The 19,285-nt window shown below is 59.6% G+C and carries 16 protein-coding genes; 5 read left to right on the plus strand and 11 right to left on the minus strand.

Features of this window, described 5'->3' with window-relative positions:
• Positions 1 to 11: 11 nt before the first annotated feature.
• The 9 genes from N8H71_RS16020 to N8H71_RS16060 all read right to left on the minus strand — a co-directional run bounded on the left by N8H71_RS16020 (position 12) and on the right by N8H71_RS16060 (position 14,050).
• Positions 12 to 3,530, minus strand: a complete 3,519-nt coding sequence (locus N8H71_RS16020) for a dermonecrotic toxin domain-containing protein (protein WP_262194738.1) — start codon at positions 3,528 to 3,530, stop codon at positions 12 to 14.
• 162 nt (positions 3,531 to 3,692) lie between these two features.
• On the minus strand, positions 3,693 to 6,239 hold the full coding sequence (locus N8H71_RS16025) for a helix-turn-helix transcriptional regulator (RefSeq protein ID WP_262194739.1): 2,547 nt from the start codon (positions 6,237 to 6,239) through the stop codon (positions 3,693 to 3,695).
• Between the two features lie 139 nt (positions 6,240 to 6,378).
• The gene (locus N8H71_RS16030; RefSeq protein ID WP_262194740.1) at positions 6,379 to 7,746 is read right to left on the minus strand and encodes a DUF1329 domain-containing protein; all 1,368 of its coding nucleotides are present in this window, start codon (positions 7,744 to 7,746) and stop codon (positions 6,379 to 6,381) included.
• A 23-nt stretch (positions 7,747 to 7,769) separates the two neighbouring features.
• Entirely contained in the window at positions 7,770 to 9,563 is a 1,794-nt protein-coding gene (locus N8H71_RS16035) for a DUF1302 domain-containing protein (RefSeq protein WP_262194741.1), read from the minus strand.
• A gap of 543 nt (positions 9,564 to 10,106) precedes the next feature.
• Positions 10,107 to 11,018 (minus strand): SDR family oxidoreductase, encoded by a 912-nt coding sequence (locus tag N8H71_RS16040; RefSeq protein WP_011332507.1) that lies wholly within the window; start codon positions 11,016 to 11,018, stop codon positions 10,107 to 10,109.
• A 152-nt stretch (positions 11,019 to 11,170) separates the two neighbouring features.
• A complete protein-coding gene (locus N8H71_RS16045; RefSeq protein WP_262194742.1) occupies positions 11,171 to 12,073 on the minus strand; it encodes an alpha/beta fold hydrolase in 903 nt (300 codons plus the stop codon).
• Positions 12,073 to 12,855, minus strand: coding sequence for a class II aldolase/adducin family protein (locus N8H71_RS16050; RefSeq protein ID WP_262194744.1), 783 nt, complete (start codon positions 12,853 to 12,855; stop codon positions 12,073 to 12,075). The genes N8H71_RS16045 and N8H71_RS16050 overlap by 1 nt, the downstream gene beginning before the upstream one ends.
• 132 nt (positions 12,856 to 12,987) lie before the next feature.
• Positions 12,988 to 13,674 carry an LrgB family protein gene (locus N8H71_RS16055; protein ID WP_262194745.1) on the minus strand — a complete coding sequence of 229 codons (687 nt, stop codon included), beginning with the start codon at positions 13,672 to 13,674 and terminating at the stop codon, positions 12,988 to 12,990.
• Complete coding sequence (locus tag N8H71_RS16060) at positions 13,664 to 14,050, minus strand: CidA/LrgA family protein (protein WP_262194746.1); 387 nt, start codon at positions 14,048 to 14,050, stop codon at positions 13,664 to 13,666. The genes N8H71_RS16055 and N8H71_RS16060 overlap by 11 nt, the downstream gene beginning before the upstream one ends.
• A 95-nt stretch (positions 14,051 to 14,145) precedes the next feature.
• Between N8H71_RS16060 and N8H71_RS16065 the strand changes: the two genes are divergently transcribed.
• Positions 14,146 to 15,033 (plus strand): LysR family transcriptional regulator, encoded by an 888-nt coding sequence (locus N8H71_RS16065; protein ID WP_262194747.1) that lies wholly within the window; start codon positions 14,146 to 14,148, stop codon positions 15,031 to 15,033.
• Here the strand turns inward: N8H71_RS16065 and N8H71_RS16070 are convergent.
• Positions 15,023 to 15,478 (minus strand): flavodoxin, encoded by a 456-nt coding sequence (locus tag N8H71_RS16070; protein ID WP_085608096.1) that lies wholly within the window; start codon positions 15,476 to 15,478, stop codon positions 15,023 to 15,025. The genes N8H71_RS16065 and N8H71_RS16070 overlap by 11 nt on opposite strands.
• A 153-nt stretch (positions 15,479 to 15,631) precedes the next feature.
• On the opposite strand from N8H71_RS16070, the gene N8H71_RS16075 reads away from it, so the two are divergent.
• A complete protein-coding gene (locus N8H71_RS16075) occupies positions 15,632 to 16,108 on the plus strand; it encodes a PAS domain-containing protein (RefSeq protein ID WP_262194748.1) in 477 nt (158 codons plus the stop codon).
• A gap of 54 nt (positions 16,109 to 16,162) precedes the next feature.
• Positions 16,163 to 16,768: a hypothetical protein gene (locus N8H71_RS16080; protein WP_262194749.1), complete on the plus strand. Its 606-nt coding sequence runs from the start codon at positions 16,163 to 16,165 to the stop codon at positions 16,766 to 16,768.
• Positions 16,769 to 16,771: 3 nt separating this feature from the next.
• Here the strand turns inward: N8H71_RS16080 and N8H71_RS16085 are convergent, their stop codons facing one another.
• On the minus strand, positions 16,772 to 17,731 hold the full coding sequence (locus tag N8H71_RS16085) for a MerR family transcriptional regulator (RefSeq protein WP_262194790.1): 960 nt from the start codon (positions 17,729 to 17,731) through the stop codon (positions 16,772 to 16,774).
• 212 nt (positions 17,732 to 17,943) lie between these two features.
• Between N8H71_RS16085 and N8H71_RS16090 the strand changes: the two genes are divergently transcribed.
• Positions 17,944 to 18,513 (plus strand): antibiotic biosynthesis monooxygenase, encoded by a 570-nt coding sequence (locus tag N8H71_RS16090; protein WP_007957213.1) that lies wholly within the window; start codon positions 17,944 to 17,946, stop codon positions 18,511 to 18,513.
• 56 nt (positions 18,514 to 18,569) lie between these two features.
• Positions 18,570 to 19,280, plus strand: coding sequence for a dihydromonapterin reductase (gene folM, locus N8H71_RS16095; protein ID WP_262194750.1), 711 nt, complete (start codon positions 18,570 to 18,572; stop codon positions 19,278 to 19,280).
• Positions 19,281 to 19,285: the final 5 nt, after the last annotated feature.

The following is a 19,285-nucleotide window of genomic DNA, read 5'->3' on the forward strand; positions in this document are numbered from 1 at the left end:
GGACTGATTGATCAGCCGACGATGTGGGTTTTGCTGCCCGCGATAACGTGGGGAGAAACCGCTGTGGTGATGAAACCGACACCCACCGGCACGCCGGTCGCGGTCGATACGATCTCGGCAATATCCTTGACCCGTGACAATGCTCCCACCGCCGAAACCGATCCGCCAACACCCGCGATCACACCGACATACAGGAGAATTGAGCTACTCCAGGCCGAGGCAAGGTGGTTCCTGCCTGCGTCGTCATCGCCCAGACTGTACGCAACGATCCCCTGAACAATCGACCGTGTGATTCGTACGATACTGGCGACCAGCCCCACTGGCGGGACAAACAGAGAGATAACATCCACCACCAACTCTGCAGCGAACAATACCTTGCCCCAGAAGTATTCACCCCACGAAATGGTCTGATGATCAATGTCGTCAATCAGTCGATGCACCATGGAGAAGTATTCTGAACCGAAATTCTTCACCGCGAGATTGTGTTGCAACCGCGGAGTTTGCAATGCCGGCCCCGAAGTGCGCCGGCATAGTTCTACAAAGCGCGTGACCTGCGTTCTATCCGCCAGTCTTGCCAACCCGATGACATGCTCTCCCACTGTGTAATTGCGCAACCCCTCTGTCAGCTTCTCGAGCGGACGAAACATAAGGCCGTCCGGCGCATTCGGAATGTAGAGCAAACATTCCTGCCAACCTCCCGACGTTCGTGCAAAAGTGTAGCCGCCTTCCAGACGCTGACCTTCCAATGACAATGTATTCACACCATCGACCGGATTGAGCTGGTACGAGTTCGGTCCCCCCGGACGATCATGATCCAGTGCGTCGATCAACCCCTTGAGCCAGTTGAATTGGTTGGCAGACAGCGACCCCTGCATCTTTTGCGTCACGGCTGCCCTGAGCATCTGATTTTGCACGGATTTACAGTAGAGCTTGGCCTTCAGCTCCGTTGCAGGCGCAGCCAGAAAATTCGACTTCAAGTTCGCCGCGTACTTTTCGCCTGGGCGCAAGTCAATCAGTGCATCAATCGTCGGAGAGTTCAAACGGCCCAGCGAGGTATTGTCCAGTGACTCGAATATTGCGGTCTGGAGCAACTTCCTCCGTTCCAGAAGATTACTGGTATAGGGGTCGCTAGCCTCCGAGGGCAAGTTAACTCCGACAAACTCTCTGCTCCACACTTGCCACTGGAGGAACAGATTCGTCAGCGTCATCCAATCCTGCCCTTTCAATTTGACCGTCACCCTGTCCGGATCGATTTCCGGATGCGGCCCCGAACGACGCAGGTAGTCATTCAGCTCCTTCATGACCAGATTGCGCGAAAATGCCGCCAACGATTCGCCGGGCAGTTCGTCTTTTGATACTTGATGGATGGCTTTGAGCTCTGTGCTTAACCGGGTGAGCAGCTCACGATCCTGTGCAGCGGCGTTTCGGTACCAGACGGGCGTGGCCACCTGCTCCTCAGCGACCTCCCACTCGATGATCTGGCGAATGGCGCCCATCAACGGTCCGCCATCGTCCCCCTGTGTCCATTGCACCAGAGTTACGTCGTCCCACCACCACGGCTGGAACAACGGCGCGGGCTCGGTATAGGAAAGCTCATTCCTGACGAACGCTTCACGGTCCTTGCTGAATGCCTGCCCGGTCAGGAATTCACGATCCCGCGGCTCGAATCCCCAGGCGATGAACTGGCGTTTCAGTGCCGTCAGATCGGAGAATTCGAACCACTGTTGCCCGGTCGGTGCTCCGGGTGCATACAGGACATGCATCAAGCGATCAGACGCCGGGCCTTTCGCTCGAAAGGCAATCATGTCCTTGAACGGTCTGTAGTATCGGCGGAAAGCAACACCGAATGCCTCAAATGCCGGATCGCCAAACAGATAGCGCTGCACAATGTTCTGTGCCTGCGGACTTATGTTTTTTTGCAGAGTCGCAGCGAAGTTGCTGACGGCAATCTGCTGCCCCAACACTTCGCGCATTGCTTCCCTGACACGTGCCTGTCCGAAGCGGTCATTGCGTTCGTTGGCGTATTGCACACGCAAGTCGAATTGACGAATGGCAAGTTCGATATTGGGAGGCGTCAGCCGCGGATTATTGTGAAAGGCTTCGAGCTTGATCGTGTAGGGAGCCGCCGCGTCATGCACGCCATACATGAATAACTGAGTCAGAGTCTTGCGCTCGACATGTTCAATACGCCGAGCACCCATACGCAGCGAATGCTGTACTGTCACCCAGACCGAATCAGGGTCCACATGTTGGGTATCGCCCGCGCAAACATGAGTTTCGACAACACCGCGCACATAATCCTGAAAGGAGGACACCCCTCCCATTGCCTCATGCAAGGCCACCTGACCTCTAAGCAGTTCTTTTTCCAGCGAAGCGAACACTTCCTGATTGGTGGCAGAAGCCGCCTTCAGCCATTGTGGCCTGGCGTTGTTGTTCATCAATACCAGCAGATTAGCCATACGCCCTTTGGCAGCATCGAACATTGTCTGCTGACGATGGGTCGACTCGATCAAACGAACAATGGCTTGCAGATCTGCGCCCGGTTTTTTCAGTTGGCGAAAATGGTAGGCAACGTCCCGTCGTTGTTTTTCAAGCAACTGGGTTGTGAGCGTCTGGAAGAGTTCACCTTGAATATTCAGATAACGAATGACCGCAGCACCCTTGATCTGATCGGTTTCCTCCAGGAAAACACCTTTGAGCAGTTGCGCCCGACTGTCCGCGTTATCCAGGCGTTGCTCCAGAGTACGTTGCATCAAAGCAGAGGTACGGAAAGTTTCGAGTCCGCTCACAGGGGTGTAGAGGACAACCCACTCGTCATCGCCCGGTACCAGTTCGGTGACGGAACGGCCCGTGAGGTAAGTGACAAAACAACCGGCCAGCGTTGCAAATCGCCCGCTCTCCAGTTGTAGAGAGAGACCGTAGGCCGGAGTCGGGGATTTACCCTTGATAAAGCCGGCGTAGCTTTCCTCGACCTCCGCCATCCCGCCTTGCATCTGCACCGTCGCTCTCAATTCCCGCCAGAAGAGCGCTGCATGAACTTCCTGCAATCGCCGGCGGCGCGAGACCAGCTCAGGTCGCTCGGCATCCTTGCCCGAAGAAGCGGACCAGTGCTGCTCCAGCAAGGGCGGGTACTTTTGCTCCAGCGAACCCAATACCTCGCCGATCAGTGAGCCAAGGGCAACCACATCCAGACCGTGAACCCGGTCCAGTTCATCCGTGGAGTCTGGCCAGTCGTAAACGCCATATTGAGTGGCGTCATAGACAGGAGCCCGACCGAGCTCCAGACACTTCATGAATACATCCATGACCAGACCGGTCGGTTGCGGGTTTGCAATTCCTTCGCGCAGGGCGGTGATGTACGTCCTGCTGATGTAAATCTCCGGTGACAACTGTTGAAGTTCCTTTAACACCACACCCTGCAAAACCGATTTGAACGACGGCATTTCCCCCAGCACATGTTCAAGTTCAACGAGACCTTTATCAACTTCCTCAAGACTAAATTCAATCGGATTCCTATTCACAAAACTCATATACAAACTCCGTTAGCGCACTTGATAACCAGACAACGAATCGCCGTCCGGACCGTGCATCTAACTTAGCCCGAGAGATACCCCCAAAAACATTCACCACCTTTTGCCAAATATTGATACCCATCAACTTTTAAAAAAACCCACGACATCGTTAATTTAAAATTAACAGCATAACCCCAGCATTCTAGCCCGCGCCACGGCATGAGTCCGGCGCTCAACACCCAATTTCACATAAATCCGCCTGACATGAGTTTTAACCGTATGCAATGAGATGAACAACTTGTCCGCTATTTGTTGATTGGAACTTCCAGACGCGACCAGCTCCAGAACTTGCGACTCTCTGAAACTCAATGAATTGTCATTATCACCGCCATCAAACATCAGTTGTTCGGGCAAAATTCCGGGTCGAATATCTGCAACCGCCGCATCAAACTTCAACACCAGGCGCTGCAAATTTGAATCACAGGCCAGTGCTCGCCCCTTGTTGAAATAGTGTCGGGCAGATTCCCGGTCATTGAGTATCGTTGCCACCTCACTCATCACCAATAACAGTCCGGACTCAAGAACGATCATGCGGCAGGCACGAGCATGTTCGAGCAAGGACTGTAGTCGCTCCATTGGCTGCTGCGCCTGCTGCAACCGGGCTTCGGCCAGAACCAACAGGCACTCGATACGTGGAATCAGCTCCAGTGTCGCCGGTGGAGCCTGCCTTGAACGCGGGCCACGATAGTGCCTGAGCACACGGCTCAGCGCCTCGCGAGCCAGTTCGGGCCGTCCTTGTTGCAGCCAGAACTCACTGCTGACCTGCAACAGAACGCCGCGATAAACCGTGTCCGGAATCTGCCGCTGTTGCATCAACCGTTCAGCATCGCGCAGGCGCATGAACGCCTGCGGGTAATCGCCCTGATCGGCAGCCAGTTGTGCCTGCCCCAAAAAGCCGTAAAGCACTCGTTTGTCAAAGCTGCGCAGACAGTCGTCGAGTCCCTGCTGGAAGAATTCGGCAGCCTGCATCGGCAGGCCCATGCTCAGCGCCAGTCGGCCTCGACGCAGGGCGATACGCCCCAGCAGTGGCGTCGGTCGCTCGACTGACGCGCCGAGCATTTCGCAAAGATTGGCCAGCAATTCTTCGGCACGAGCCGACGCCCCCCGCTGCTCCAGCAGTTGGGCGTGATCCAGCTCCAGCAATGCCTCGAACAGCAATGAGCCCTCGGCCCGGGCCAGGCACAACGCCTCACGATTGATCGAATGAGCCTGCTCCAGATCACCGCACAGCAACGCCTGCTGAGTGCGGCCCGACAAACACAGCAGACGCGCCGTCCAGGCCTGCGGCGACAGATCGTTCAAGGCTTGCTCGAAATGCTCGCGCGCCTCGTCCATGTGCCCTTGCAAGTGCAGCAGCCAGCCTTGCTGAGCCTGCCAGCGGGCGATCAACTGCCGTTGCTGGCCCGCCGACGGGGGCGGTAAAAAACGCGAGAGTTGCCCGATGCAATCCGCCGCTTGAGCAAATCGTCCGGCAAACAACAGCGCTGCCGTGATCAGCCCGACCAGTTGCGCCGAACCCAGCAGCAGTTCCTCACCGCGCTGCTCATAGAGACGCAGCAACAACACAACCGTCTGCTCCTCGAACAGGTGCTCGAAGCTGAAGTGCTGTAGCAGGCTCACCGCGACTTCGTACTCTTCGGCCAGCAGCGCCTGTTCGAAGGCGCATTTCCAATGCTGTCCGGCAGCAAACCACTGACAGGCGCGGCGATGCCAGGAACCTCCGGCCGACCAGGGTTCGTCACGCATCAAACGCGATAGCGGAGCGCACACCTGCAACCAGTCCGGCGACCCTTGCCAGGGCTCGATAAAACACCCGAGCGTTTGCAGAGTGCGCATCCACTGCGCCCCATCGCCGGCACCGAACAGGTGATCGCACAGGCTGGCGTTGAACCGCGGCAAATGCGCCAGCACACGCCAGGCTTCGGCCAGTTCCGGGCTCAAACCACTGAACAGTTCGTGTTGCAGATAGTCCAGCAGAGTGTCCATGCGTTGCTGCGGCAAGGTCTTTTGCGACCAGTCGCATTTTTGCATCAACAGTATCCGCACCCCGGCGCACCACCCACCGCTGCGCTGCAGGATTCGCCCGGCCACGTCGTCAGCCTGGGCGGACGGCAGGTGCCGCAACAACTGCGCGATCTCACTGCGGTTCAAGGCCAGGGCCGCACTTTCGCACTCGTACAAGGCGTCATCGAGCAGCAGGCGTGGCCAATTGCATTGCGGGCGTCGGCGCGTGCCGATCCACCAGGTGACGGCGGGACTCGCGAGCGCCAGCATGCGATCAAGCAGCGCGTCCAGCGCCGGATCTTCAACACGGCAGTAATCGTCGAGAAACACCCAGACCGGCGAGGACCGACGCGCCAGCCCTTGCAGCAGCGATGACTGATCCGCAGTCGTCAGCCCCATCGCCTGCGCCAGTTGCTCGCAAAATGCCGCGACACTCATCGACATGCCCGCCAGCGGCAACCAGCACACCGTACATTCGGCAGGCGCCTGCAACAGACATTCGGTGAGGAGCGTACTCTTGCCACTGCCGGCGGGTGCGCAGATCAGCCGGACCCGTGCAGCAGACTCAAGCAGCGCTTCACTCAGACGCGCACGCGGGAGGTGGTGAGCCGAGAGTCTGGGCAAGAATCCCGGACGATCCGGAGCGTGATTCATGGCGGTCATCGGGTACGCCTTTTTATCGTTGTACGCTCACCCTAGCCCTCTCCCCGGCGCTTGTTGACGAGTATTCAGTACGCTGATTGGCGCCCATAAAAAAGGCGACCGTGCGGTCGCCTTTTGCCCTGCCAATGTATCGAAACCCTTACCGTACGCCCTCGGCGCGCAGGGCCGACGGGGTGTAGTCGGCGGCCTTGGCCTCGAAGCCGAATTCGAAGCTGTGCTTCTCTTCGTTCTTCATCCCCAGGGCAATGTATCGACCGGCGATGATGTCGTAGAGCGCCTCAAGGGTGTAGGCCTGAGCCTGGTGATCGTAGTAGTACTGGGCATGACCTTCGGCGACCCGCCACAGTTGTCCGCGACCGTCGTAATGGTCTGCCAGTGCCACCTGCCAACTGTCCTCGTCAATGTACATGTGGCGCTTGGCGTAGATGTGCCGCTCGTTCGGTTTCACCGTGCCGACCACTTCCCAGACCCGGTGCAGTTCATAGCGCGTCAGGTCCTGGTTGATGTGCCCGGCCTTGACGATGTCGTCGTACTTGAGACTCGGCGAGTCGAGCTTGTAGCTGTTGTAGGGAATGTACATTTCCTTCTTGCCAATGAGTTTCCAGTCATAGCGATCCGGCGCGCCGGAGAACATGTCGAAGTTGTCCGAAGTGCGCAGGCCGTCGGCAGCGGTACCCGGCCCGTCATAGGCAACCTGCGGCGCCCGACGCACCCGACGCTGGCCGGCGTTGTAGATCCAGGCCAGGCGCGGCTCTTTCACCTGATCGAGGGTTTCGTGCACCAGCAGCACGTTGCCGGCAAGGCGTGCCGGAGCGGTCACCGACTGTTTGAAAAAGGTCAGGACGTTGGCGGCTTTTTCAGGGTCCAGATCCTTCATCAATTGCGGCACGGCGATCTCTTCTTCGAAGCGGATCGGCGTGTAGCTGCCATTGGTCTGCGGTGTTACCTGAGTGATGATCCGCCGCAGGTTACCGCCGTGATATCGGGTGATGTGGTTCCACAGCACCTCGACGCCGTTCTTCGGAATCGGGAACGCGTAGTAACGGTTGCCGGTGAAATTCGCCAGACCGTTACCGTCATTGATGCTGGTGACATTGAGCGCACTGCGCTTGGCCGACTCATAGATTTCCGGCGGTACGGCCACAGTACGATGGGTCGGGTAGACCGGGATCCTGTAGGTTTCAGGGTAACGTTTGAACATCGCCACCTGGCCGTCGGACAGCTTGTCCTTGTATTTGTCGACGTTGGCGGCGGTGATGGTGAACAGCGGTTTTTCGCTGGCGAACGGGTCAGCCAGAAAGCCCTTGCTGTCGACCGCACCGGCGTTTTTCGGGATCCCTCCGGTCCAGGCCGGAATCGATCCGTCGGCGTTGCCGGCCTTCTCGGCCCCCAGCGGGGTCAGGCTGGTGCCGAGCTTGTTGGCTTCGTCCGGCGACACCGCCGCAATCACGTTGGCGGCCAGCAGGCTCAGGGCCAGGACACCGCATTGCAGAATCATCTTGCGCATTGCATTCATCCTTCTCGGGCAGATCAGAAGTTCACACCGAAGCTCAAGGCCACGAAGTCGCGGTCTTCGAGGGTGTTGTAGTCACCACCGAAAAAGTCGGTGTAACTCAGGCTCGCGGTATAGGTGTTGCGGTAGTCGGCATCGACCCCGACGCTGACAGCCTTGGCGCCTTCGTTGAACAGACCGTTGGGGCCATAGCCGGCGACGTCGTGGGACCAGGACAGGTTGGGCTTGAGGTTGATCCCGCCGATCACGTTGGCGTAATCGAGGATCGCCCGGGCGCGGTAGCCCCAGGAGGTGGAGGTGACGAAACCGTCGGTGTCACCGCCGAAACCGTACTGGCCGTAGACCGAGTCGCGGCCGTAGCGCAGTTTGCTGCGCGACTCCAGACCACCGACCCGCACCACCGCCGCTTCGCCGACCAGAGTCAGACGTTCGGCGCCCCACACCTGATCGAAGAAATGCGTGAGGGTGCTCTGGATCTGAGTCACTTCCTTGCGTCGATAGCCTTTGTTGTCGGCGCCCGGCGAGGTGACCAGCGGCGATGCGGCACCGCCGGCAATCGGATTGAGCAACGCCAGGGTCAGGTCGTTGGTGTTGACCTGGACCGGCGCGTTAGGGCGATAGCTGATCTCGCCGGTCCAGGCGGTACCGGTCGGCAGTGTGGTGGAGAAACTCGCGCCGTACAGACGGATGTCTTCCGGGTATTCGAGGTAGTACTGACCGCGCCCGAGCATCACGCTTTGCGCCAGTCCCGAGCCGCTGCCGGGCGCCAGCCGGTTGGCGATCCCGACCATGCCCGGCAGCGCCGCGAGGGTCGACAGGCCGGCGGTGCTGGTGCCGACGGTCGGTGTGCGGCTGTGGTAATTCATGAAGTAGAGGCCGTACTCGGTGTCATCGCCAAGCCAGCGCAACGCCGTGCCCCATTGCCCGGAATCACGCGCATCGCGGTCGCCGCCACGGGGCACGATCACGCCTTCGCGGGTCACCTGGATCGGCTGGCCAAAGGCTGCAGCCAGTGGCGCCAACGGGGCGATCGCCGGGCTGCCGACGGTGTAGCCGTTGTTGCAGCCGTCCGCCGCCACGTCGACACCGAAAAAGGTCCCGCAGTTGTCGAGGACGGTCTGATCCCATTCCAGTTGATAGAAGCCCTCGACGGTCAGTTGATCGGTAAGCCCCTGAGAGGCGAACAGCATGTTCACCGGAATCAGCCCTTCCTTGATCTCCGCACCCGGCCTGCGAAACGCCGAAACGTCGATCGGGTTGATGCTGTTGATCGAGTTGCCGATGAAGGTGCTCTCGCCCCAGCTCACCACCTGCTTGCCGGCGCGCACGGTGCCCGGAAGGTCAGCGATGCTGTAGTTGTGATAAATGAACGCATCGAGAATCTGCGCGCCGGACGACTTCGCGCCCTCCTTGCGGCCCTTGTCACTGATCTGTTTGAACTCGCGGTCTTCGTCCTTGAGTTCGAAGTCGTACCAGTACTTGCCGCGCACGAACACACCGGTGTCGCCGTACTTCAGCTCGAGGTCGTGGATGCCTTTGAAGATCTTGGAAAAGGTCTCGCCCTTCTTGAAGTTCAAACGCCCGTCATCACCGGTGGAGGACTGGCCGGTCCCGCCATTGACCGTACCGACCAGCGACTTGTCGGCATCGCGCATGCCCCAGCTCGCACCGACCGACAGCGACGAATCGAACGTGCCTTCGATTTCCCCGATATTGAAAGCGACCGCGTGCGCCTGGGCACAGCAACCCAAGGCCACCGCAGCGGCGAGCGCGTGCGGCGTGAAGATGGCGCGCATTGTTGTTTTTGTCATGCGTCTTCCCCGGTGAGTGACAGAAGGCCCCACCCTACTGCCGCCACACGGGGACGATAAGCGCACCAAGGAGGTATTCGCGCTGTCGCACGAAAGGATGAATCCCCGCCTGCGACAAGGCTTTGCGCCCGCCATGAACAGGCTGGATGCACCACTATCAACGCAACGGATAATGACGACCCCGGTGCGCGCCACTGTTACATGCCCCGTAACAGTGCATGTCCGGAATCGCTATTTTTCCCTGAGGCGCCAGCCCTTATTCTGAGCGGGCTTTCACGGCAGACCGCCAGAAAGCACCAAGTCCGCGACCGAGTCGTCGGCAACCGATTTCTGATGGACCGAAGCGTTTTTCGATTCATCGCCCCGGTGTTCACTGACGTTGATTTGTAGCTCCTTGATCCAACGTCTTACCTTGGCCGCTGCGTTTGCAGCGGCCTTTTTTATGGGCGATGTTTTAGCTGGAAGTCAGCGGCAGAGGCTCATGAGGCGAGCGCTCAAAAGAGAAAGCAGGACCGGGAAAGTCCTGCCGGATAACCCAAGGGATCAGAGCGAATACTTCTGCAAATTCCCCATCATTTCCTTCAGCGCCTCGATGTTGTCCTTCGGGTGCGCGGCCCCTTCGAAATCACAGATCTGCTGCCAGTGCGCCGCGACGTCTTCCGGGGAAAACCCGACGCGAGGATCAAACCCGGCGCCCAGGCTGCGCTCCCAGCGCACCTTGCCCATCCAGCCGCCGCCGACTTCGAACAGGCCGGAGGTTTCCTGGCATTGTTCGCTGGCCAGGTACACCACCAGCGGGCTGACCAGTTCCGGTTTGAGTTGTTCGAACACTTGCGGCGGGATCAGGCCTTCGGTCATGCGCGTACCGCCGGTGGGGGCGATGGCGTTGACCAGGATGTTGTTCTTGCGGCCTTCGATGGCCAGGGTGCGGGTCAGACCGTAGAGCCCCAGTTTGGCCATGCCGTAGTTGGACTGGCCGAAGTTGCCATAGATGCCCGAGGTCGAAGCGGTGAAGATCACTCGACCGTAGTTTTGCTCACGCAGGTGCGGCCATGCGGCACGGGTCACCTTGTAGGCACCTTCGACGTGGACGCGATAAACCAGATCCCAGTCGGCGTCTTCCATTTTGTGGAAGGTCTTGTCGCGCAGGATCCCGGCGTTGTTGACCACCACATCGACGCGGCCGAACACATCGAGCGCGTTCTGCACCAGTTTGTCACCGTCGGTGACCGAGTCATGGTTGGCTTCGGCGATGCCGCCAGCTTCACGGATTTCCGCTACCACGCGATCAGCGGCCGAAGCGTTGGCGCCTTCGCCCTGGGTCGAGCCGCCAAGGTCGTTGACCAGCACTTTGGCACCCTGTTTGGCGAACAGCAAAGCGTGAGCCCGCCCCAGGCCACCACCGGCTCCGGTGACGATCACGACTTTATCTTCGAAACGCACAGACTCATTCATCGGGGCAACTCCAGCAGGCCTGAGGGACAATGTCCCTGAGTGTCAGGCACGACGCGTTCGGTCACAACGAACACGGCTGAGGCTGAATGGTGCGCGATAAGGCTGGGGGATGATGGAAACGTGCCGAGGCGCCAGGCGCCTCCGGCACAAACTCAGGAGCACGCCACCTTGCGCGGCGGCACCACGAAGTGATCACGAAATTCGAGGTAGTGCTTGAGCACCTGCACCGGCGCTTCACTTTGCGGGTAGTGACCGATGCCCGGCAACAGCACGGTGTCCGCGTCGGGTATCAGCTCGCGATAACGCTCGACCATGTGCGCCCCGGAAATCGGATCGACCTCGCCATCGATCACCCGCAGCGACACTTCACCGCGTTGCATCGCCGCGACCCAGCGATCGCGCTGGGCGCGGCGCTCGGGAATGTACTGGATCAGCTTGTGCATGATCCGCGGCCCGCGATTGCATTCGATCAGGCTCCAGAAATCATCCATCTCGCTTTCGCTGGGCCGGGTGTCCGGGCCGAAAATCTGATGGAAACTTTTCACCAGCGCATCACGGGTGAACGCCCGGCCGATCATCCAGCCCAAGGGGCTTAGCAACAGTTTTTGCGTCAGCAACGGCCGATGGGTTTCCGGGAACAGACCACCGTTGAGGAACACACAACTGGCGACCTCGATCCGGTCTTCGTAATGCCGGGCCAGCAGTTCCTGGGCAACGCTGTCGCCGTAGTCGTGGGCCAGAATGTGCACCGGTTGCTCGACCTGCAGATGCGCCAGCAAAGCCTGTTGCAGATCGGCCTGCTCCAGCAGGCTGTAGGTGTGATTCAGCGGTTTGGCCGAGTCGCCGAAACCGAGCATGTCGCAGGCAATCACCCGGTAGCGTTGGGACAGCGGCTGCCACAGGTAATGCCAGTCCCAACTGGCCGTCGGAAAGCCATGGATCAGCAGCAGCGGTTCGCCCTGCCCGGCTGTCCAGTAGCGAATCGACTGACCATGGAAAACGAACGTCTGGCTGCGTTTGCGCCAGACACTCAGCGGAATCTCGGCGAGAGGCATTAGAGTTTATACCCCGGATCCTGTTTATCGAGTTTGCGCAGCAGCGCCGGCCAGGCCAGCGCGCCACCCATGCCTTGAGCACTTTTGGTGACGCCGGCGATCATCGCCTTGGCGCCTGCCAGAATCTGCGGTTCGATGGCGATCAGTTCGGCACCGCCGGTCTGCGCCATGACCTGGATGTCGCACGCGCGCTGAAAGGTGAACATCATCAGGAACGTGTCGGCGATGGTGCCGCCACAAGTCAGCAGACCGTGGTTGTGCAGCATCAGGAAATTGCTGTCGCCCAGATCCGCCTGCAACCGCGCTTTCTCTTCATGGTTGAGCGCCACACCTTCATAGGCGTGAAACGCCAGGCTCGACAGCACGAACAGCGATTGCTGACTGATCGGCAACACGCCCTGCTTCTGCGCCGACACCGCGACACCGGAAGCGGTGTGGGTGTGCAGCACGCAGGCCACGTCGTGCCGCACTTCGTGCACGGCGCTGTGGATGGTGTAGCCGGCGGGATTGATTTCGAACGGGCTGTCCATGAGCTTGTTGCCGGCCTGGTCGACCTTCACCAGACTCGAGGCGGTGATCTCATGGAACATCAGGCCGAACGGGTTGATCAGGAAATCTTCGGTGCCGGGCACCTTGGCGGAAATGTGGGTGAAGATCAGATCGTCCCAGCCATGCAGAGCGACCAGACGATAACAGGCGGCCAGATCGACCCGGGTCTGCCATTCCGCGGCACTGACCTGATCTTTGACGTTCACGGACGAAGGGACGGGGGCTACGCTCACTGCATGCACCTCTGAGTTCTTATTGTTTTTGCACGTGTCAGCAGTCTAGACAGCCGCAGACGGTCGTGTAGTTGCATTGGCAGCCAGCTTGATGACTGAACGAGTCAGCTACGCAAACAGCTTGGATCCATGTCAAAGCAACGACGCCAACAAAGGCGCGGCAAACAGATTGAGCAGCCCCGTCAGCACCATCACCAGTCCCGCCACCGAGCCTTCTTCGCCGCCCACTTCATGGGCGCGACTGACGCCCGCACCATGAGCGCCCACGCCAAACAGGGCGCCGCGCGCCAGGGCACTGCGCAGCGGCAGCCACTTGAGTAGCACCCCGCCCAGCATGGCGCCGAACACCCCGGTGAACATCACGAACACCGCCGTCAGCTCCGGCACACCACCGAGGTCCTGCGCCAGCGGCATGGCGAACGGCGTGGTGATCGAGCGCGGCACCAGCGACAGCGTCACCGAACTGTCCAGCGCCAGCGCTTTCGCGAGGCCGAACGACGTGGCGATCGACGCCGCGCTGCCGGCCAGCATGCCCAGCAGCAATGCCGACCAATGCCGCACCAACAACCGTCGCTGCTGCCAGATCGGCACCGCAAATGCCACGGTGACCGGCCCGAGCACCAGCATCAGCCAATGGGTGTTGCTCGAATATTCGGCATAAGCGGTGTGCAGCGGCACGGCAAGCGCCAGCAGCAACGCGGGGACCAGAATCAATGGCGACAGCACGTAGCGCCCGCTCCGGCGATACAGCCAGCGGCTGAACAGATAAGCCAGCAACGTGAACGCCAGCCAGAACATCGGCATCAGCTCAAGCTTCATGGGACCGCCTCAGGCGCACGGCCAGTTCCACGGTGAACGCGGTCACCAGCATCACCATCAGCGTACTGGCCGCGATCACCAACAAGATCCGCCAGCCGTCATCGCGCAGCAATGCGCCGTAATCCAGCAGGCTCATCAGCGCCGGAATAAAGAACAGCAGCATCTCGGCCATCAACAAGCCTGCGCCCATTTGCAGCGCCGCCGGTTTGATCCAGCCGAACGCGAAGCCCAGCAGCAACAGCGCCATGCCGATCACGCCGCCGGGAATCGGCCAGGCCAGCCACGCTGCGATCTGGCAGCCGAGCAGGTAGAGAGCGAGCAGCACGGCCAGTTCGGCCAGCAGCCGGGAGAGGTATTTAAAGGTCGAGGCTTTCATCGGGGGGCTCCTTTCAGATGCCTATTTTACGAACCCGACTACCATCTCCGAAGCGAATTGTTAGACTCAAAGCCATTCCAATCTGGAATCAGGCCATGGAATTCAAACAGCTCAAAAGCTTCGTCGAAGTCATGCATCAGGGCGGTTTCACCCAGGCCGCGAAGACCCTGCACATCAGCCAGTCCGCCGTGAGCAAGCAGATCGCCCAGCTCGAACAGAGTCTCGGCACCCCATTGCTCGAACGACTGGGCTCGCAGCTACGCCTGACCGCCGCCGGCAGCGTGGTGCTACAACGGGCCGAGGGCATGTTGCGACTGCGCAATGAATTGCTCAGTGAACTGGATGACCTCAGTCAACTGGCGCGCGGCGAGTTGCGTCTCGGTTTGCCCTTGCTGGGCAGCGATGCGTTGTTTGCCGGGCTGTTCGCCGAGTACCGCCGGCGTTATCCGAACATCAGCGTGCAGCTGCTTGAAGGCGGCAGCCGCAACATCGAACAGGCGGTATTGAACGGTGAACTGGAACTGGGCGGGAGTCTTCTGCCGAAAGATCCGCAGTTCGACTTTCAGCCGTTCTGTGATGAACCGCTGGATGCGCTGCTGCCGGTGGATCACCCGTTGGCGGCGAGAGGTGAAATTGGTCTGGAGGAATTGGCCGATACGCCGTTTCTTTTGTATCAGCGCAGTTTTGTGCTCAACGATCGCTTGCTTCAGGCGTGCCAGCAGATGGGCTTCACTCCGAAGGAGGGCGGGCGCAGCGGGCAGGCGGATTTTCTCGCAGCGCTGGTCGCGGCCGGGCAAGGCGTGGTGTTGCTACCGAGCGTGGTGGCGCGCGGACTGGTGCGGCCAGGCGTGGTGCGCCTGACCTTGAACGCGCCGGACTATTTGCGCTGGGATATCGCTTTCATCTGGCGCCGGGGTGCCTATCTGTCGAAGGCTGCGCAGGCCTGGCTCGCGCTGTTGCGCGAACGCGGGATCAGCCCTTGAGCGTGGCGATCAACTGTTCCAGCCAAGGCTCGGCGTCAGTTTCTGGAGTGACGCTTTCGCTGGCGTCGATGCGCAGCATGTCCTGCACTTCACGCACGCCGAGTTCGCCGAACAGCTCACGCAGTTGCTCGCCGCCGCCACAGAAAGTGTCGCCGTAGCTGGCGTCGCCTAACGCGATCACCGCGCCAGGCAAGCCACGCCAGGCCGCCGGCAATTGGTCGCGAATCGCCGAATACAACGGTTGCAGGTTGTCCGGCAGCTCACCCATGCCGGTGGTCGAAGTCACGCCGAGCAAGGCTTCAGGGCCAAACGCCTGGAGATCGGCAAGGCTGGCGCGGGAATTGTAGAAGGTTTCAAAACCGGCGGCGTTCAACAGGCTCTGAGCGTGGCGAGCGACTTCTTCGGCCGTGCCGTACACCGAGCCGGAGAGGATGGCGACTTTCATCAATCTGATCCTGAAACTGAAAAAAAGAGCGACGATAGTAACAGCCGGCGGCGCCCTGTTGCGATTGGCTCTCGATAAGCGCTGATGGCCAGTAGACAGCGCCAATCGATCTTCTAGAATGCCAGCGGTCGATAACACTGAAGGGATTCATAGATGATCAATGCCAGCCTGCTGCAAATGGTGATCAACGCGTCGAACGATGGAATCGTTGTGGCAGAAAAAGAAGGCGATCAGGACAACATCCTGATCTACGTGAATCCGGCTTTCGAAAAGCTGACCGGCTACACCAGCGAAGAGATTCTCTATCAGGACTGTCGCTTCCTGCAGGCCGGTGATCGCGACCAGGCCAGTCTGGAGAGGATTCGCGATGTATTGAAAAACGGTGGGGCATGCCGGGAAATCCTGCGCAATTACCGCAAGGACGGCACACCCTTCTGGAACGAACTGTCTTTGTCGACGGTAAAAAATGCCGATGATGGGCAGACCTACTTCGTAGGCGTGCAAAAGGACGTCACGGTTCAGGTCAAGGCGCAGCAGCGGGTTGTGCAACTGGAAGCCCAGGTGGCGGCGCTCGAAGCAGAGCTTGCGACACTGAAAGCGACGAACGGCGCAAACAAAACAGCGAACTAATTGTCATTAACTACAATCACCAATGACTTTGTAATTATTCATTTCGAGTTAGCCATGCAGCGCGACGCCCTCCTGACCCAGGATGAGCTGGATTTTATCCAGACCATGCAACATAACCCGCAGCTCAATGTTCGGGATGCCACGTCGAGCCTGCTGGTCAATGGTGGTTCGCAGATCCGTGATCTGCTCACGCGTCTGGCGGCCCATGAGCAAGTGACCATTCAGGCTAACTTCGAAAATCAGCAGATGACTTTCCCTCTGCATCTGGTGGAAGACGAGTTCCACGCCCTGCACCTGCGCCTGGGTGTGCCGAGCATTTATGAAGACGGGCCGATGGTGCGTCCATGGCGCCTGACCCTGGAAGAACCAGTAGCGCTGGAAAATGCCAAAGGTCAGCCGGGTATGCTCTGGGTACATGAGGTATCGCACAAAGGCGTTCTGCTGGAAGTGCGCAACAAGACCAAGCCGCCGAAACATTTTGCCCTGTGGTTCAGCCCCTCCGGCTATGAGCGGATCTCCCTGCGCGGGACATTCGAACGAGAGACCGAAAGCGGCTTTTATGCTTACGAGCTAAGCCAGAGCGATGCCGACGAAACCGAGCGTCTGCGCCAGTTCATCCTGCAACAGCATCGCCTGACTCACCCTGCCCTGCACACCTGATTCTCAGGTATCCAGCGTTCCCGCAAGAAACTGATTCATCCGCTGACGCATCGTTGCCCCTTCATTGCCCAGACAGCCAACCGATGATCCGGCCAGGCTGTCCTGCGCCAGATCCGCAGCATCGCCCGCCAGCAACAACTGACAATCAAGACTCAAGGCCAGACGATTCAGACGTCGTGGCAGCTCTGCGGTCGGCGCGTGATTGGAAAACAGGACCAACGCCTGGGGCCGGGTCTTTTCGCATACCAGTGTCAGCTCATCAAATGGCTGCCCGGTGGTGAGTACACGAACGCCCGCGTCATTGCCACTGAGAAACAGCGCCGCCACCAGCAATTCCAGCTCCCGACATTGACCGGCCAGCGCGCTGACGATGACTTTGCGCGGTTGCGAGCCGCGCAGCACGACGATGCGCTGAAGCACCTTCGCTCTCAGAAAACCGTCGAAGAACAGCCACTCGCTGGTCTGTCCGAACGCGTCCTGGCGCTGCAGCATTTGCAGCCACAGCGGCATCAGGATGTCCTGAAAAACGACGGGCAAGGCATACGACGAGAAAATCTGGCCATAGACGCGATCAAGCAACTGATCATCGAATGAGCTGACTGCTTGCTGGACTTGTTCCTGCCACTGGAGATAGTCCGCCTGCACCAGATCATCGGGAATGATATGTGCCAGCACCTTCATCGGTTCGGTCTTGGCCAGGATCTTGCCGACCTTGCTCACGGCAACGCCCCGATCGATCCAGTCGACGATGCTGCGAACGCGCTCGATATCGGTCATTGAGTACAGCCGATGCCCACTTTCGGTGCGCGTCGGCTGGATCAAACCATAGCGACGTTCCCATGCGCGCAGCGTGACCGGGTTGACTCCGGTCAAACGCGCCACTTCACGTATCGGAAAAAGCTCTTCGCGCTCCAGCGCAACAGATGCCTGCGGAGCAGGGCGAACGTCTGTCATGACAGGCATGTGTGCGGGTACGTCCTTGTTGGCGTAGTTGGATCCCATTCTACCCCTGACTCCCCGCCACGGTTCAAGCGATGAATCGGAGCGAAAGTCTCGGGCTCGTCACGAAAATGAGGAATAATCCTTGCTTGTCGAAAAACGCAGCCCTCTACCCCGGCGCTGCGTCAGGCGAAACTCCTACCCGGAGCGACGCACATGCAATACGGAGATACACAATGTCTACTTCCCCCGTCACGCTGATGGTCGCGCGTCGTGTCGCCAATGGTCGTTATCAGGATCTGATTGCCTGGTTGCGAGAAGGCGAACAACTGGCCACCGACTTCCCTGGTTACCTCGGCTCCGGCGTACTGGCCCCGCCTCCCGGCGACGATGAATTCCAGATCATTTTCCGCTTCGTCGACGAACAGACCCTGCACGCCTGGGAACATTCGGCATCGCGCACCGCATGGCTGGCTCGTGGCAGCGATCTGTTTGCTCACCCGACAGAACATCGGGTCAGCGGAATCGAAGGCTGGTTCGGTGCAGCCGGCGCGCGTCCTCCACGCTGGAAACAGGCCGTGGCGATCTGGCTGGCGTTCTTCCCGGTGTCGCTGCTGTTCAATTTCGTGCTGGGCCCGCTGCTCGCTGAAATGAGCCTGCTGCCCCGGGTCTTCATCAGTACGCTGTGCCTGACCCCGTTGATGGTCTACTTCTTCATTCCGCTGTCGACCCGCCTGCTGGCCGGCTGGCTCAATCCGGCGCCTGCACGCCCGTTGCCTGCCGCGCCCTCCACACAAAATCGCTGAAGCCGTCGCTCGCGTCGCTGTTATAGTTTTTGCTCTGACTTCGACGCGAGCCGTACATGACTTCCTCCACAGCTCCCATCCTCATCACCGGTGCCGGCCAGCGGGTCGGCCTGCATTGTGCGCAGCGTCTGCTGGAAGACGGCCATCCGGTGATCTTCACCTACCGCAGCGAACGACCGGGGGTGAAGACGTTGCGGGATCTGGGCGCCCTCGGGCTGCACGCGGACTTTTCCAGCGAAGCCTCGATCCTCGCGTTCATCACCCAATTGAAGACCCACACCGACAGCCTGCGCGCCATCGTGCACAACGCCTCGGAGTGGCTGGCGGAAACCGGTGACGGCGAAGCCGAAGCCTTCAGTCGCATGTTCAACATTCATATGCTGGCGCCGTACCTGATCAACCTGCACTGCGCCGAATTGCTGCAGCGTTCGAGTCCTGCCGACATCATCCACATCAGCGATGACGTCACTCGCAAGGGCAGCAGCAAACACGTCGGTTATTGCGCCAGCAAGGCCGGGCTCGACAGTCTCACGCTATCCTTCGCCGCGCGCTATGCGCCGTCAATCAAGGTCAACGGCATCGCGCCGGCCCTGCTATTGTTCAATCCCGACGACGACGCGGCGTACCGCGCCAAGGCACTGGCCAAGTCCGCGCTGGGCATCGAACCCGGCAGTGAAGTGATCTATCAGAGCCTGCGCTATCTGCTCGACAACCTGTATGTCACCGGCACGACCCTTACCGTCAACGGCGGGCGGCACGTCAAGTAATACGC

The sequence above is a fragment of the Pseudomonas koreensis genome, assembly GCF_025447595.1.
In the GTDB taxonomy this organism is placed as follows: Bacteria; Pseudomonadota; Gammaproteobacteria; order Pseudomonadales; family Pseudomonadaceae; genus Aquipseudomonas; species Aquipseudomonas koreensis_H.